The 16,652-nt window shown below is 67.2% G+C and carries 12 protein-coding genes; 10 read left to right on the forward strand and 2 right to left on the reverse strand.

Annotated elements, in window-relative coordinates; genetic code table 11:
- Positions 1-82 precede the first annotated feature (82 nt).
- Positions 83-820 (reverse strand): GntR family transcriptional regulator, encoded by a 738-nt coding sequence (locus DACI_RS19270; protein ID WP_013802371.1) that lies wholly within the window; start codon positions 818-820, stop codon positions 83-85.
- A gap of 814 nt (positions 821-1,634) precedes the next feature.
- Positions 1,635-2,117, reverse strand: a complete 483-nt coding sequence (locus tag DACI_RS19275; RefSeq protein WP_012205662.1) for an Hcp family type VI secretion system effector — start codon at positions 2,115-2,117, stop codon at positions 1,635-1,637.
- Between the two features lie 614 nt (positions 2,118-2,731).
- Here DACI_RS19275 and DACI_RS19280 point away from each other — a divergent pair.
- The 10 genes from DACI_RS19280 to tagF are packed head-to-tail and all read left to right on the forward strand — an operon-like array spanning position 2,732 to position 16,634.
- Positions 2,732-4,795 (forward strand): serine/threonine protein kinase, encoded by a 2,064-nt coding sequence (locus DACI_RS19280; protein ID WP_012205663.1) that lies wholly within the window; start codon positions 2,732-2,734, stop codon positions 4,793-4,795.
- A 9-nt stretch (positions 4,796-4,804) separates the two neighbouring features.
- The gene (locus DACI_RS19285) at positions 4,805-5,593 is read left to right on the forward strand and encodes a PEGA domain-containing protein (protein ID WP_012205664.1); all 789 of its coding nucleotides are present in this window, start codon (positions 4,805-4,807) and stop codon (positions 5,591-5,593) included.
- Between the two features lie 8 nt (positions 5,594-5,601).
- The gene (locus DACI_RS19290) at positions 5,602-6,090 is read left to right on the forward strand and encodes a TssQ family T6SS-associated lipoprotein (protein ID WP_224986306.1); all 489 of its coding nucleotides are present in this window, start codon (positions 5,602-5,604) and stop codon (positions 6,088-6,090) included.
- 42 nt (positions 6,091-6,132) lie between these two features.
- Positions 6,133-8,178, forward strand: coding sequence for a type VI secretion system-associated FHA domain protein TagH (gene tagH / locus DACI_RS19295; protein WP_012205666.1), 2,046 nt, complete (start codon positions 6,133-6,135; stop codon positions 8,176-8,178).
- Complete coding sequence (locus tag DACI_RS19300) at positions 8,175-8,963, forward strand: PP2C family protein-serine/threonine phosphatase (RefSeq protein WP_012205667.1); 789 nt, start codon at positions 8,175-8,177, stop codon at positions 8,961-8,963. The genes tagH and DACI_RS19300 overlap by 4 nt, the downstream gene beginning before the upstream one ends.
- A gap of 19 nt (positions 8,964-8,982) precedes the next feature.
- The gene (gene tssJ, locus DACI_RS19305; RefSeq protein ID WP_012205668.1) at positions 8,983-9,582 is read left to right on the forward strand and encodes a type VI secretion system lipoprotein TssJ; all 600 of its coding nucleotides are present in this window, start codon (positions 8,983-8,985) and stop codon (positions 9,580-9,582) included.
- A gap of 17 nt (positions 9,583-9,599) precedes the next feature.
- Complete coding sequence (gene tssK, locus DACI_RS19310; RefSeq protein ID WP_012205669.1) at positions 9,600-10,934, forward strand: type VI secretion system baseplate subunit TssK; 1,335 nt, start codon at positions 9,600-9,602, stop codon at positions 10,932-10,934.
- Positions 10,935-10,955: 21 nt separating this feature from the next.
- Positions 10,956-12,287, forward strand: a complete 1,332-nt coding sequence (locus tag DACI_RS19315; RefSeq protein ID WP_012205670.1) for a DotU family type VI secretion system protein — start codon at positions 10,956-10,958, stop codon at positions 12,285-12,287.
- 4 nt (positions 12,288-12,291) lie between these two features.
- The gene (gene tssM / locus DACI_RS19320) at positions 12,292-15,948 is read left to right on the forward strand and encodes a type VI secretion system membrane subunit TssM (protein ID WP_012205671.1); all 3,657 of its coding nucleotides are present in this window, start codon (positions 12,292-12,294) and stop codon (positions 15,946-15,948) included.
- Complete coding sequence (gene tagF / locus DACI_RS19325) at positions 15,930-16,634, forward strand: type VI secretion system-associated protein TagF (RefSeq protein ID WP_012205672.1); 705 nt, start codon at positions 15,930-15,932, stop codon at positions 16,632-16,634. Before tssM ends, tagF begins: the two co-directional genes overlap by 19 nt.
- Positions 16,635-16,652: the final 18 nt, after the last annotated feature.

Genomic DNA, 16,652 nt, shown 5'->3' on the forward strand with positions numbered 1-16,652 from the left:
ACGAATGTCCGCCGCCTTCCCGCGGCGGCCCGGCCATGAAAAAGGGCCTCAGAAGAGGCCCTCCAGCAACACATTGCGGCCCTCAGGCCATCTGCGTCAGGGCGCCATAGCGCTCGCGCGCCGTTTGCAGCATGTAGAACGTGATGCGCTTGACCTCGGCCCGGCTGTCGGCGATGTGCTCCCTCAGGCAGGACTGGGCCCGCGCCGCATCGCCAGCCTCGATGGCCGCGAGGATGGCGGCATGGTCGTCATAGGTTGCCGAGACCCGCGGCAGCTTGATGACATCCAGGCGCCGGATGATGCGGATGCGCTCGGTGATGTCCAGGTGGATGCGCGCCATCTCCTGGTTGCCGGTCGCGGCCACCAGGCCGGTATGGAAGGCCTCGTCCAGCGAGGCCACCACGGCGGGGTCGGTCTCGCGCTGCTCCTCGGGCACGCACCAGACCTCGCGCAACGGCTGCAATGACTTCAGCGATTCGCCCACCAGGCTGGCCACGGCGCTGGTCTCCATCAGGGTTCGCACCTCATAGAGATCCTCGAAGTACTTGAAGTCGAAGGCCTTGATCTGCCACCCGCTCTTGAAATGCACATCGACATAGCCATCGCGCTGCAACCAGAACAGCGCCTGGCGCACAGGCGTGCGGCTGACCTGCATGCGCGTGGCGATTTCGCCCTCGCTGAAGCGGTCGCCGGGCAGCAGGCGGAAGTCGAAGATGTCGTTCTTCAGGCAAGCGTAGATCTGCGCGGCCAGCGAGTGCGCGCTGCTTGCAGGCCCCTGGCGCGTCTCGCACACGGGCGGGGAGGCAACCGCGATGCTCATGCGACTGCCATGCCGGTTGGAGAACACCGCCCCTGCCGTTGGCGACAGCCAAGGCCAGCCAGGACCCGGCGCAGGGCGGTGGAAAAGAGCGAAGCCATGCCTGCGGCACCGTGCAGATTTGCGGCCGGTGACAGGGTATACGCCGATTGCTGCTGCAATCTCTCTGACGGGTTTGCACGCCGGCAATGGGCAATGGTCCATTCACGCATTTAGTACTCTCTCTTGTACACAAGTTGGCAGTGGAATTTATTAAAGAAACGAATTGCGTTTTAATAATTGGACCGGCAAAAATATTCTCGACAACGTCCGATGTTCGTGTATGCTCCGCCACTCGCCGCAGTATGGGCCAAACGCACCACAACGGTTCGCAGGCCCCGGCACCAGGCATTCAATGTGCCTGATCAATAGACACAGGAACCCACGCGCGGTAATCCTGCGCATATCCACGGCATTTCATTTTTATCAGAAATTTTCTGCACATTGATAGTGCAGCGAGCAAGTCGACTCCCCATGCCCGCAGCCATGGGTTTTTGTGTTTGTCAAAGATTGACAAGCCTAACGACATTCAGCTTTTGACAGGAATGGAAAGCTGGACCACGTTAAAAAAATGACACAAAAACCAGCCAGGCACGCGGTTACCCACGCGGCCTCAAGGCACGTCTCCCCAATATTCCTTCAACAGCCCGATTTCGGCTTTCCATACTGAAAAGCCTCCATCGATAGATGGAGGCCATATTCCCGCACGTCCACGGCAACACCCGCGCCAGACGCGTCCGGCGCGGGTTGCCGCAGCAGCGCAGCTGCGGGAGGAAGCTCAGGCTTCGCGGTTTTCCTTGATGTTGAAGCCCATCTGGCTCTCGGCGCCCTTGCCGCCCTGGTTGGTCTGCTCCCAGTACTGGGTCTTGACCTTGGCAGCCTGGAACGAGTAGTTCACGGTCACGGTGTCAGAGGAGTTGGCGCCGCTGACGGTCACGTTCGTCACCATGACGTCGGTCAGGGTGATCTTGGTGAACTCGATCTGCGTGCCGCCGGCCTTGCACAGCGAGATGTCGACCTGGCCCAGGTGCTTGCCCGTGGCGCAGTGCTTGAGCACGGCGGGGTAGCACTTGTCCACCTTGGCGATGACGTTCAGGTCATGGAAGCTCACCTTGCCGGCGCCGGCACCACCGCCGCTGGACATGGTGTTGGGCTGGGTAGCACCCCAGGTGAAGGAGTCGATGTCGGTCCAGCCCTTGTGGTTGGAATCCTGGGACTCGCCACTGGCGCCCTCGACCTTCATGAACATATCAACGGACATTGCACACCTCTCGAACTAATGGATTAAACGTTCGCATGCAACCCAATAGCCTGATTGCATCGGATAGTTCACACGCGAACAAAGGGGAAACCACTCTCGGGTAGAGCGCACGAAACCGATTCACTTAACACGTGATTCAGATCAGTGCGGCGCATACCCTGGATGGTCAAGGAATGTATTGACAATCGCCTGCTATCCTCACTGTCGTGAACCGCCCTCCTTTGTTGGAGCCGCGATGATAGTGGATAAGGCCGGCAAAATACAAACAATTGAGCAGACTGAATTGTTACGGCAGATACATCTGAAAAAAAATGTATCCACCTCATATCCATTCGATTCGTGTCATGGCTTTTTGCGGAACTCAAGCTACACTCACGCCGCATTCGGAGTCCGATTGAAATACGATCTTGTATTCATGACGAATCCATGACGCTCGTCTTTGGCCCCTGGCTTCAGACAATAGGCTGATTGAGGAAAACCAACGGGCACAGAGACAGATTGCCGGTGTGATGCCGGCTTTCTCCTTGACCAATGGCCTCGAACAGGTTCGGCACCCTGGCTGCGCGACAGACATCGCCCGCCAGGGTGTGAAACAACATCTTGGGTGGGATTGCATGGATAGCGAAGCAGCATGTTCGACCAACTGCCTTCCGGCAGGTGTCCAGATTGGCGAATACCGCGTGCTCGATGTCATCGGCGAAGGCGGTTTCGGCATCGTCTACAAGGCCCGTGACCTCTCGCTGGACCGCGAGGTCGCGATCAAGGAGTACATGCCTTCGGCCCTGGCCGGGCGGCAAAGCTCCCATCAGGTGCATGTGCGCTCGCAGCACCGGGGCGCGTTCGACGCCGGGCTGCGCAGCTTCATCAACGAGGCCCGCCTGCTGGCGCGCTTCTCGCACCCCACCCTGGTGCATGTCTACCGATTCTTCGAAGCCGGCGGCACGGCCTACATGGTGATGCGCCACTACGAGGGCCAGACGCTGGGCCGCGTGCTGCAGGCATCGTCGGGCCGCATCGACCAGGCCCGGCTCAGCACCCTGCTGGCTCCGTTGCTCGATGTGCTCGAGGTCCTGCATGCACAGGACTGCTTCCACCGCGATATCGCCCCGGACAACATCTTCGTGCAGCGCGATGGCAGCCCCGTGCTGCTGGATTTCGGCGCCGCGCGCCGCATCATCGGCGACATGACCCAGGCGCTGACCATGGTGCTCAAGCCCGGTTTTGCGCCCATCGAGCAGTACGTGGACGACGGCGCCATGCCCCAGGGCGCGTGGACGGACATCTACCAGGTCGGCGCCCTCATTCACCAGGCCGCCACGGGCCGCACTCCTGCCACCTCGGTGGCGCGCATGGTCACGGACCCCATGCAGCCGCTGACTTCCGAGCAGGTTCCCGGCTACTCCGACGCCTTCCTGCAGGGCATGCAAAAAGCCCTGGCCGTGCGCCCGCAGGATCGTCCCCAGTCGATTGCCGAACTGCGCAGCCTGCTGGGCCTGTCTGCCGAAAACCGGGCGGCGCCTGCGCCTGTGGAGCCCAGCCCCAGCCCCATCTACATCCCGATCACGACGCCTGCGGCCGTTCAGGCCGCCATGGCCAGCGAGTCGGCATCGGCGCAGGCACCCCGGTTCCTGCCGATCACGGAAACCTACGTTCCCGCACCCACCCCACAGGTTGCGCCCATGGCGACGGTCATGCCTGTGCCACCTGTGCCACCTGTGCCGCCTGTTGCAACGGTTCCACCCGTGGCCCCGGCATCACCGGCCCCCAGCACACCTGCTGCCATGGCCACGCCTCAGATGACACCCCCATCTGCGCCCCAGGCCTCTGCAGCCGACCCGATGGGCCTGGGCAACGGCCCGTTCATCGACATCGACCAGGCACTGCCAGGCATGCCGGCGCCTCAGGCTCCGGCTTCAGCACCGGCACCCGTTCCCGAGCAGCCCGCCGCAGCGCCGGCCGCCCAGGCCAAGCCTGCGGCTGCCCGGCCTCCAGCTGCGGGGGCCCAGGCTGCACCCAAGGCCAGGCGCAGCAGCATGGCCGTACCGTTGGCCATCGGCGCCCTGGTGCTGGCTGCCATCGCGGGCGGCGGCGTGCTGTGGTACGACCATTCCCAGGACCAGGCACGCGCCAAGACCCTGGCAGCACGCGACAGCCTGGCCTGGCAGCAGGCGCAAAGCCAGTCCAGCCTGGCCCGCCTGCAGGACTACCTGGACAGCTTCCCCGAAGGACAGCACCGCACCGAGGCCCAGGCGCTGCTCAAGCAATTGCTCAACGAGGCCTCGCTGGCCTCCACGGAGCAGGTGCAGCCGATGACCTCGCCCGAGCAGCAGGCCGCGTTGCCCGAGATTGCCCCTTCGCAGCCCGAGCAGAGCACGCCCGTCGTCCCCGTCACGGTGGCCACCGGCTCCGAGCCGCTGCCCGCCGAGCCGCCCAAGACCGACGCCCGCCCCGTCAAGCCCGCAGCGGCCACGGGCAAGGTGGTGTTCCGGGTCGTGCCCTGGGGCTATGTCTCCGTGAACCGCGCCCCGGCACGGACCAGCCCGCCGCTGACCCAGATGGAGCTGCCAGAGGGCGAGTACCGCATCGACATCAGCAACCCGGGTGCGGCCTCCACGGTGACCAAGACCATCACGGTCACCAAGGGCGAGTCGGTGACCGTGAACCATCTTTTCGAATGAGCGCGGCCCATGGCTCGACTGATGAACCACCGCTGGCGATGGATGCTGTGCACTGCAGTGCTCGGCCTGCCCTGCCTGGCGCATTCCCAGGCGGCATGCGAAGAGGCCGCGCCCGCCCAAACCGGCTCGGCAGGACGCCCGCAGCTGGCGCAGGGCATTGCGCTGTTCGAGGCGCGCGACCTGGCCCAGGCCGAGCGTGCGCTGCAGGCTGCGCTGTTTGGCGGGCTGGCCGATCCCATGGAGCGGGCCTCCGCCCACAAGTACCTGGCCTACACCTATTGCACGCACAAGGAATGGGCGCGCTGCGAGGCGGCCTTCGACTCCGCGTTCTCCGCACACCCGGGCTTTGCACTGCAAGCCTACGAAACCACGGGCACACCGTGGCGGGACGCCTACAGCCGCGCCCAGGACCGCTGGATCCAGCGCTGCCCTTCAGCGCAGCGGCTGCGCACGGAGCCTGCGGCACCCACGGCCGGTGGCTTTGCACTGAACAGCCGCGTGATCACCTCGATCACCGCCCTGACACCCGGCCTTGCTCCAGCGCGCTCCGCAGCGCTGGCCGCACGGTCTGAGACGCCACGGACAGATCACAACCTGCGCCTGAGGGTCAGCCCCTGGGCGAATGTGCTGATCAACGGCAAGCCGTCCGGCGTCACCCCTCCCGTCGTGCTGCTCAAGCTGGCGCCAGGCTCCCACACGGTGGAGCTGCGCAATCCCGGCTTCGAGAGCTATCGGCAGGTGATCCGCATCACCGACGGCCAGTCGGTGACCCTTTCCCATGACTTTGATGCCCGCTGACCATGTCCATGACCCTGAATATTCCTCACTCCATCCAGCGCCTGACCCTTGCCCTGGCCGTTGCCTTCGGCCTGGCCGCGTGTGAAACCGCGCCCAAGCCCGTGGAGCCCGAGCCGGCCCCGACCGTGGTCCAGCCTCCGGAGCCCGTCAAGCCCGTGGACCCCGTGGTGATCAAGGAGCAGGAGCTGGTCGAAGCCATCCAGCTGTATGTGGACGGCCGCTATGAGGACGCCATCACGGCGCTGACGCCCCTGTCCACCGCGCAGGAACTGCCCATGAGCAGCCAGGTCAAGGCGCTGAAGTACATCGCATTCAGCCACTGCGTGGAAGGCCGCCGCAAGCCCTGCCGCCAGCACTTCGACATGGCCTTGGCCCTGGACCCCACCTTCCAGCTGACCGAGGCCGAAAAGGGCCATCCCATCTGGGGCCGGGAGTTCAACAACGCCCGTGCCGCGCTGCGCAACAAGCGCCCTGCGCCCGCGCGCAAAGCCTCCTGAGGCATCCCGACGCTTCCTGAAAACTGCCTAGCCTAAGACTCCATGGACAAAATCGAACTCAGGGTCGTGGACCACGATGGCGTTCCGGTCGATCGCCACTGGCATGCCGTATTCGGCATGGCCGGCGGCACGATCGGACGCAGTGGCCAGAACAAGCTCATCATCTCGGACCCGGACGCTTCCGTCGCGCGCGTGCACGCCATGGTCAGGCTGGATTCCGAGGGAGCCTTTGTTGCGAACCTGAGCGAGCGTGATCCCATCTGGGTGGCAGAGCAGCCCGTGCGTTCGGGCCAGGAAGTGGGCCTGCCCCTGGGCGCGCGCATCCGTATCGGCGCCTACACCCTGGCCGCCGTGGCGCCGGGCACGCCTTTCGAGGCACCGCCTTCGGCTGCAATGCAAAACGCGCAGGCCGCGCAAGCAACGCAGGCAGCGGCCCCACCCGCCACAGCCGCCCCGCAGCCCCAGATCGTCCCGCCTCCCGTCGCCGTCCAGCCCCCGCTGCAGGAAGCAACGCCGCTGGCAGACATATTGCCTGCCGCCGCCCCCGGCATCGCCGATCCCTGGGAAGGCCTGACGGCACTGAGCCTGGATGCCATCCAGACCCCTGCCGTGCCTTCGATCGAGAGCGCCATCCCGCCCGAGCAGGCTGCACTGGCCATGCCGCAGCCCGCCAAGCCGCAGCATCGCCCCCTGCTGATCCCCAATGATTTCGACCCCTTTGCTCCGCCGCCCCAGCAAGCTCGCCAGCAGGAGGAAGGCTGGGCCGGCCTGCCATCGCAAGGCACGGGCGAGCTGATACAGCAGCGCCATGACGGCATGGTACACACCCTGCCGCTCAAGGGCCTGAGCACCGAGGCCTTGCATGATGCCTCCCATACCGGCCTGCCTTCGTGCTTCGAGCAATCCCAAAAGCTCGACCCGCTTGCGCTGTTCGACCAGGGTGGACTGCCCCCCGATGCGCAGCCGCTGCAGCAGGCCTCGGGCCGGGGCTCCGAACTGGGCCAGGCCTTCAATCTGCCGCGCATGCAGTCGCATGCACAGCCCGCAGAGCCGGTGCCACCGCAGGAGGCGGCAGCACCGGCCCAGCCCGCACTCCCGCCCGTGATCGATACCGTGATTCCTGCAGTGCAGGAGCAGCTTCCTGCACAGGTAGAGGCACGGGCACAGGCACAGGACATCCCGGTTGCCGCGCCTGCCCCGGCGCCCGTGCCCCAGATCCCCGCCGAGCCGGCCGCGCTGGACGGTCTGCTGCCCACCAATGGACTGGATCTGGACCTCTTCAAGTCCGGTCTTGCCCATGCTGCGCCCGTCGCCAGGGCTACCGTTGCCGCTGCCTCGGCTCCCCCCCTTGACGCAGGCATCAACGTCAATATCCCCGCGACCTCCAGCATCCTCGGCCAGGGCGACGCCGCCATCCCCATCGGCGCCCTGCCCTCCACAGCCGCGCCTGTCGATATTCCCGTGCAGCCCCAGCCGGCCGCCAACGCCGATCTGCAGGCACTGGCCGCCGCCTTCATGGAGGGCGCAGGCCTGAACCCGGCCAAGACCCATTTCGAGGTCACACCGGAATTCATGCGCACTTTCGGCGAAGCCCTGCGCATTGCCGTGCAGGGAACCATCGACCTGCTGGCCGCGCGCTCCGAGATCAAGCGCGAGTTCCGCGCCGGCGTGACCATCATTGCCACGGGCGCCAACAACCCGCTCAAGTTCCTGCCCAATTCCGAGGGCGTGCTCATGCAGATGGTCCACCAGACCTTCCCGGGCTTCATGAAGCCGCTGCCTGCCATGCAGGACGCCTTCCAGGACCTGCATGTGCACCAGCTGGCCCTGATGGCCGGCATCCGCGCCGCCTATGCCGAGGCCCTGACCCGGTTCGATCCGACCGAGCTGGAGCGCCGAACAGAAACCAACCCCGGCCTGCTGGACAAGCTGCTGACCAATGGCCGCAAGGCCGCCCTGTGGGACGACTACAAGCACAACTTCGACGTGCTGCGCCGCCATGCCGAGGACGACCTGATGGCCTTTTCTGGCCGCACCTTCGTCGAGGCCTACGAAAACGCCGAGCAGTCCGTGAAAGGCCAGCCGTGATCGCCTACCTCGACGGAGCCGACCACCGCTACAGCATCCAGGTGGCCAGCGCCTCCCACAGCGGCAGGCGTTCCAGCAACGAAGACGCCATGGGCCTGATGGACCTGGGCGCCGGCGGCCTGTGCTGCACCCTGGCCGATGGCGCTGGCGGACACGGGCACGGCGAGCTCGCCGCCCAGCTCACGGTCCAGGCCGTGCTGGAAGGCTTCCGGGAGAACCCGCTGTTCGCCCCCGCCAGTCTGGCCTCCCTGATTTCGCAGGCGGAGCACCGCGTCAGCGGCCAGCAGTCCACCTCGGCCTCGCGCATGCACATGAGCGCCACCGTGGTGGTGCTGTGCATCGATCCCGAGCAGGGCCGGGCCTTGTGGGCGCACTGGGGCGACTCGCGCCTGTACTGGTTCCGCGCGGGCCGCATGCACCTGCGCACCGAAGACCACAGCCTGGTGCAGCAGCTGCTGCACGCCGGCCTGTACGAAGAGAACGACCCGCGCCGCCTGCCCAACCGCAACGTGCTGGCAGGCGCCATTGGCGCCGAGGGCCAGGTGCCGCCCAGCATCCGCGCCAACGCCGTGGCCCTGGAGGCCGGCGATGTCTTCCTGCTGTGCTCGGACGGCCTGTGGGAAGGCATGCACGAGTCGGAAATGGAGCAGTTGCTGACCGCCAGCCAGCGCCCCGACGAATGGATACAGCGCATGGTCGGCCGCGTCGTATCCAGCGGCAATCCGCACCAGGACAACCTCAGCGCGCTGACGGTGTGGATCTGCCCGCGTGAAACCAATGACTGACATCGAGACAGGAGAAGCCATGTGGAGATCACAGGAACCGCAGGGATCGCAGGGGCGCCGGCAGGCGCTGCAAACGCTGGGCGCCTTGGGCCTGGGCACGGCCGTGGTGACCGGCCTGGCCGGCTGCGGCTCCCTCAACCCCCTGAGCCGCGCGCCCGAAGTGGCGCCCACAGCCGTGCCCACCGCCATATTCGAAGTGGTGGCGGACATGGACATCAACCCGGACCGTGAAGGCATTCCCAAGCCCGTGCTGCTGCGCATCTACGAGCTGCGCGCCTCCGCCGCCTTCGACCGCGCCGGCTTCTTCGACCTGCAGGACAAGGACGACGGCCAGCTGGGCAGCGACTTCGTGCGGCGCGAGGAATTCCTGGTCGCGCCCGGCCAGCGCCAGGTGATTGAGCGCAAGGGCAACCCAGATGTGCGCGCCTTCGGCCTGTTCGCCGCCTACCGCGATCTGGAGCGCAGCACCTGGCGCGCCTCGGCCGTCGCGCCCAACTCCGTGGAGCTGCGCCGGCGCTGGTGGGGCATGGGCTCCACCGAAAAGCTGCAGCCCGTGCGCTACCAGGTGCACCTGACCCGCGAAGAGGTCACCGTCCGCATTCAACCCGCATCCCAATAAACGCACATCTATCCACCATGGTCTGGCAACGCAAAGTCATCTGGGCCGAGGGCATGTTCCTTCGGCCCCAGCACTTCCAGCAGCAGGAGCGCTTCCTGTTCCGGCAACTGCAGTCACGCAGCCTGCCGGGGCAGCCCTTTTTCTGGGGCTTCTCGGAACTGGAGCTGGACACCGATCTGCTGCGCATGGGCAAGCTGGGCATTCGTTCGGCCCACGGCGTGCTGCCCGACGGCACGCCGTTCCAGCTGCCGGGCGACGACGAGGCGCCCACCCCGCTGGACATCGGCAAGGACTTCAAGGACGTGGTGGTCCACCTGGCGCTGCCGCTGCGCCGCTTCTCTGGCAGCGAAGTGACCTTTGGCGAAGGCTCCCAGAGCCCTGCGCGCTATCTCAGCGACGTGACCGAAGTGGCGGACAGCAACGACGTGGGTGCCCAGCCCGCCGAGGTGCAGCTGGGCCGGCTGCGCCTGAGCCTGCGCCCCGCCCACGAACTGACCGAAGGCTGGGTCAGCCTGCCCGTGGCCCATGTGGTGGAGCGCCAGGCCAGCGGCGGCGTGCTGCTGGAGCCCGGCTTCATCCCCACCGTGGTCAACAACGGGCCCAGCTCGGTGCTCAACACCTTCTGCAAGGAAATCCACGGCCTGCTGCGCCAGCGCGGCGAAGTGCTGGCCCAGCGCATGATCCAGCCCGAGCGCGGCGGCATCGGCGAGGTCGGCGACTTCCTGCTGCTGCAGCTCATCAACCACTGGACGGGCGCAGCCCAGCACTGGGTGCGCACCGCCAGCATCCACCCCGAGCGCCTGTTCGAGGAACTGCTGCGCCTGGCCGCCGAGCTGACCACCTTCGACCACGAGCGCCGCCGCCCCGAGGTGCTGCCCGCCTACGACCATGACGACCTGCGGCGCAGCTTCCCGCCGCTGATGCTGGAGCTGCGGCGCAGCCTGTCCTCGGTGCTGGAGCAAAACGCCATCCAGATCCCGCTGCACGACCGCCAGTACGGCGTGCGCGTGGCGCTGATCCCGTCCACCGAACTGCTCACCACCTGCGACTTCGTGCTGGCCGCCCATGCCCAGACCACGCCGGAATTCCTGCGCACCCACTTCCCCACCCAGACCAAGCTGGGCCCGGTGGAGCGCATACGCGACCTGGTGAATCTGCACCTGCCCGGCGTCACGCTGCGGCCCCTGCCCATTGCCCCGCGCGAGATTCCCTACCACGCGGGCTACAACTATTTCGAGGTGGACACCACGCACGACCTGTGGAACCAGCTGCAAAGCTCCGGCGGCCTTGCCATGCACGTCTCCGGCGAATTCCCCGACCTGCAACTGGAGTTCTGGGCCATCCGCCGCTGACGGCGCGACGCATCTTCCGACATGAACAGTTCCAACATCAGCCACCAAATGCCCTGGGGCGGCGACGCCGACACGGGCCGTGCCGAAGGCGCGGCCAGCGCCGCGCCCGCGCCTGCCGGCCAGGAGCCGCTGCGCTCCAACCTGCCCGACGTGGTCAGCGGCGGCAACCCGCTGGTGGCCGCCGCCAACCGGCTGCTGAACCTCATCCCCCAGATCCGCGCCATGGTCACCAACGAGGACCCGCGCGCGCTGCAACAACTGCTGCTCGAGCACATCCGCGAATTCGAGCAGCGCGCAGGCGCCAGCGGCGTGCCCATGGAAACCATCATCGGTGCACGCTACTGCATCTGCACGGTGCTGGACGAAACCGCCGCCCAGACGCCCTGGGGCAGTGCCGGCGTCTGGCCCAAGCACAGCCTGCTGGTCGCCCTGCACAACGAAACCTGGGGCGGCGAGAAGTTCTTTCAGCTGCTGGCCCGCCTGGTGCAGACGCCGCACCAGCACATCGACCTGATCGAGCTGCTGTACTACTGCGTGATGCTGGGCTTTGAAGGCCGCTACCGCGTGATCGACAACGGCCGCGCCCAGCTGGAGACGCTGAAGGCGCGCCTGCTGCAGCTCATCGAATCGACGCGCGGCGACCGCAGCAGCCTGCTGTCCGTGCACTGGCGTGGCGTGCAGCGCCTGGCCTCGCCGCCCTGGGCCATGGTGCCGCTGTGGGTGGCGGCTGCAATCACCTTGCTGCTGGCGTTCTTCATCTACCTGTGGTTCAGCTACCGGCTGTCCAACAGTTCGGACGACCTGTTCGCCGCCATCAACGAGATCCGCTTCCCGCGCACCTCGGCGGCCGCCACCGTCGCCACGCTCAAGCCGCGGCTGCGCCAGTTCCTGGAGCCCGAGATCCGCGAAGGCCTGGTCAGCGTGCGCGACGAGGCCGACCGCAGCACCGTGATCCTGCGCGGCGACGGCCTGTTCGACCCGGCCGCCACCGTCGTGAAGCCCCGCTACGTGCAGGTCATCCACCGCGTGGCAGCGGCCCTGGACGAAGTGCCGGGCAAGGTCGTCGTCAACGGCTACACCGACAACCTGCCCATACGCACGGCGCGCTTCCCGTCCAACTGGAACCTGTCGCAGGAACGTGCCCAGGCCGTGTCCCAGATGCTGGGCGGCTCGCTGCGCGACCGCCAGCGCCTGCATGCCGAGGGCCGTGCCGACAGCGACCCCGTCGCCCCCAACAACACGGCAGAAGGCCGGGCGCTGAACCGGCGGGTGGAAATCGTCCTGCTGGTCGCGCCCCAGCAACGTGACCAGCAACTGCAGGCCCTGCCTGCCGCACCCGAGACCAGGAACTGATCCCATGATCCGTCGCATCGCCTCATGGCTGTTCAACCGCTACATGCTGGAGCTTCTGGGCCTGGTGGCCCTGAGCCTGCTCATCTGGTTCGTCGGCCCGCTCGTCTTCATCCAGCCCTACCAGCCGCTGGGCAGCCCCACCGTGCGCTGGTGGATCATCGCCGGCCTGTTCATCCTCTGGTTCCTGCGCCTGCTGCTGCGCTGGTGGCGCGCACAGCGCATGAACGAGCACCTCATGACCGGCCTGGCCCGCTTGACCTCGCCGCGCGAGGCGGACGGCACGCCCGCAGCAGGCTCCGAGGAAGTGGCCGAGCTGGAGTCGCGCTTCAAGGAAGCCCTGGACACGCTGAGCAAGACCCGCTTCGGCCAGACCGAAGGCGGCCTGTTCGGCCGCTGGAACAAGCGCTACATCTACCAGCTGCCCTGGTACCTGATCATCGGCTCGCCGGGCTCGGGCAAGACCACGGCCCTGATCAACTCGGGGCTGGACTTCCCGCTGGCGGCCCAGTTCGGCAAGCGCGCCATCCCCGGCATAGGCGGCACGCGCAACTGCGACTGGTGGTTCACCGACCAGGCCGTGCTGCTGGACACGGCCGGCCGCTACACCACCCAGGAAAGCGATGCGGAGCAGGACAAGGCAGCCTGGAAGGGCTTCATGCAGCTGCTCAAGCGCTTTCGCGGACGCCAGCCCGTCAACGGCGTGATCGTCACGCTCAGCGTGCAGGAACTGCTCAGTGCCAGCGACGCCGAGCGCGCCCAGCTGGCCCAGCTGATCGGCCTGCGCCTGAGCGAGCTGTGCGAGGAGCTGACCATCCGCTTCCCCGTCTACGTGCTGGTCACCAAGAGCGACCTGCTGGCGGGCTTCAACGAGTTCTTCGGGGCCATGAGCCGCGAGGAGCGCGCCCAGGTCTGGGGCTTCACCTATCCCTATGACGAAAAGACCCAGCGCTCGCCCGCCAGCGACCCGCAGGCCGCCAGCGCCCTGTACATGGAGGAGTTCGACGCACTGGTCGCCCAGATCAACCGCCTGCTGCCCCAGCGGCTGATGACCGAGCCCGACCTTGCGCGCCGCAGCCTGCTCTACGCACTGCCCCAGCAGTTTGCCGGCCTCAAGGACGTGGTGCGCGACACGCTGGATGCGGCGTTCTCCGCCTCGCGCTTCAAGGAAAAACCGTTGCTGCGCGGCGTCTACTTCACCAGCGGCACGCAGGAGGGCATGCCCTTCGACCGCGTGATGTCGGCCCTGTCGCGCCGCTTTGCGCTGCGTGGCCGCCTGCCGGCCGATGCCGTGCCGCAGCAGGGCCGCAGCTACTTCCTGGAGTCGCTGTTCAAGGACGTGATGTTCAACGAGTCCGGCCTGACCGGGCGCAACGCCAAGAAAGAGCGCCAGCTGCGCCTGATGCAGGCCGCCGGCCTGTGCGCGCTGCTGCTGGCCCTGGGCGGCGCGGCCCTGGCCTGGACGCTGAGCTACGAGAACAACCAGCGCTACCTGAACGAAGTGGCCGACAACGCCGGCACGCTGCGCCAGGCCGTGGAGGAATCCAAGGCCACCGATCCCGACAACGTGGTCGCCCTGGTGCCCATGCTCAATCACGCGGCGCGCGTGGCGCAGAGCAGCCGCTTCGAGGAATCGGCCCCGCTGGGCTGGCGCTGGGGCCTGCTGCAGGTGCCCAAGGTGCAGACGGCCGCCCACGCCACCTACCTGCGCCTGCTGGAAGATGCCTGGCTGCCGCGCCTGAGCAGCCATGTCGCGCGCTCGCTGCGCCAGGTCAGCACCGGCAGCCCCGAGGCCAGCTACGAAACGCTCAAGGCCTATCTCATGCTCTACGAGCCCGACCACTTCGACGCCACCTTCGTCAAGGCCTGGCTGCGCAGCGACTGGGAAAACACCCTGCCCCAGCATCTGGTGCAGGCTGGCCTGGTGGACCAGCTGTCCGAGCACCTGGACCGCCTCATCGACGGCCGCGTGGTGGTCTCCGCCCAGCCCATCGACGCCAACCTGGTCGCCGAAGTGCGCCAGCGCCTGGCCCAGATGTCGCCCGCCCAGCGCGCCTACAGCCGCCTCAAGCAGCTGCTGAACACCGGCGACAAGCTGCCGCCCGACTTCAGCGTGGTGCGTGCCAGCGGGCCCGAGGCGCCCCAGGTCTTTGCGCGTGCCAGCGGCAAGCCGCTCACCCAGGGCATCAGCGGCCTGTTCACCTATGACGGCTACCACGGCCTCTTCCTGCACGAGCTGCCCAAGGTCACCACCTTGCTGGCCAAGGAGGAAACCTGGGTGCTGGGCCAGGCCGAAGGCCGGCGCAGCGTGGCCCAGGAAGTGCTCACGGGCCAGCTGGCCAACGAGGTCAAGCGCCTGTACCTCATGGAGTACGCGCGCCTGTGGGAAACCTTCCTGGCCGACATCCGACCCATACGCACGGCCTCGCTGGAGCAGGCCGGCGAGCAGGCCCGCCTGTACTCGTCCGCCAACTCCAGCCTGGAGCAGTTCATCCGCGCCGTGGCACGCGAGACCACGCTGGCCCGCCGCCCGGACCAGCAGGAAGGCGGCGGCTCGGGCAGCACCAGCAGCTGGCTGGGCGAGAAGCTGCAGCGCATCCGCGAGGAACAGCACCAGCTCAGCCGCCTGACCGGCAAGCCGCTGAACGTGGGCGGCATGCTGGCCACCGGCACGCTGGAGGCCGACATCGTGGACTTCCGCTTCCGCGAATACCGGCGCCTTGCCACCAGCAACGGCTCGGGCCCGGCGCCCATCACCGCCAGCCTGCAGGTGCTCAACGAGGCGGCGGCCGTCATCGCCTCGGCGCGCCAGCAGGTGATCCAGGGCGGCGGCGTGCCTCCCTCGCTGAGCGGCACGCTGGAGAAGGTGCGCTCGGAAGCCAAGCGCGTGCCGCCTCCGCTCAACAGCATGTACGAGGCCCTGGCCACGTCCACCTCGTCCTTCGTGGGAAGCAGCGTGCGCAGCACGCTGGGCGGCAACCTCAACGCCACCATCGGCGACTTCTGCCGCCGGGCCATCCTGGGCCGCTACCCCTTCACGCGCAGCGCCACGCGCGACGTGACCACGGACGACTTCGCCCGCCTGTTCGCCACCGGCGGCACCATGGACGAGTTCTTCCGCACCCAGCTGCAGACCATGGTGGACATCTCCACCGTGCCCTGGACCTTCAAGCAGGGTGTGGACGGCACGCCGGTGGGGGGCTCTGCCTCGCTGGCCGCCTTCCAGCGCGCGGCCTCCATCCGCGACGTGTTCTTCCGCGCAGGCGGCAACACGCCCGGCATCCGGCTGGAGATCAAGCCGCTGGACATGGACGCCTCCATCTCCCAGATGGTGCTGGACGTGGACGGCGAAATCGTGCGCTACCAGCACGGCCCGCAAATCCCCAAGGCCGTCTCCTGGCCGGGCACGCGCGGCACCGGCCAGGCCCGGCTGCAGATCACGGCCGCCGGCGCCCAGAACACCGGCATCGTGACCGAAGGCCCCTGGGCGCTGCACCGCCTGTTCGACCGTGCCCAGATCCTGCCGGGCAACTCGCCCGAGCGTTTCACGGCCATCTTCACCATCGACGGACGCAAGCTGCGCATGGAAGTCACCACCAGCAGCGTCCTCAACCCATTCCGGCTCAAGGCCATGGAGGAATTCGAATGTCCGGACCGGCTGTGAACGCCATGACCCTCCAGCGACCCTGCGCCGCCTGGTGGGGCAAGCTGCCAAGCCAGGGCGATTTCGTCGGCCGGCGCATGCCCCACGCACTGACCATGCGCTGGGACGAGTGGCTGCGCAACGGCATGGACCAGCTGCGCAGCGATGCGGCCGACAACTGGTCCACGCGCTTCGTGCACTCGCCCCTGTGGTTCTTCCTGTGCCCCGCCTCCATCCTGGGCCAGCCCATGGTGGGCGTGATCGGGCCCAGCTCCGACCGCATCGGCCGGCTCTTTCCACTGGCCATCATGGCCACGGTGGACGGCAGCTCCGGCATGCCGGCGTCCGACCAGGACATCGAACGCTTTCTGAGCGGCGCCCGTGATGCGCTCATCGACGCGCGGCGCCTGCCCCTGTCGGCCCAGCAGCTCGACGAGCGGCTGGCCACCCTGCAATGGCCGTTCCAGCAGGACGGCCGCACGCCGGGCAGCGCCTCCATCCACAGCCTGCTGGCGGACCTTGACATGGGCGCCTCGCAGGGCAACGCCGCGCGCCTGCCACGCATGGACTGGCGCGCCTGCATGCGCCCGGGCTCCACCACCTCCGTCTGGTGGATCTCGGCCACGCCGCGCCACGCCCCTGACGAAGTGGTCCAGCACGAAGTGCTGCACCGCCGCCTGTTCACCCGGCTGTTCAAGGGCGCCTGAGTTCGTCCAGATCGCACC

The sequence above is a fragment of the Delftia acidovorans SPH-1 genome, from assembly GCF_000018665.1.
Lineage (GTDB): Bacteria > Pseudomonadota > Gammaproteobacteria > Burkholderiales > Burkholderiaceae_C > Comamonas > Comamonas acidovorans.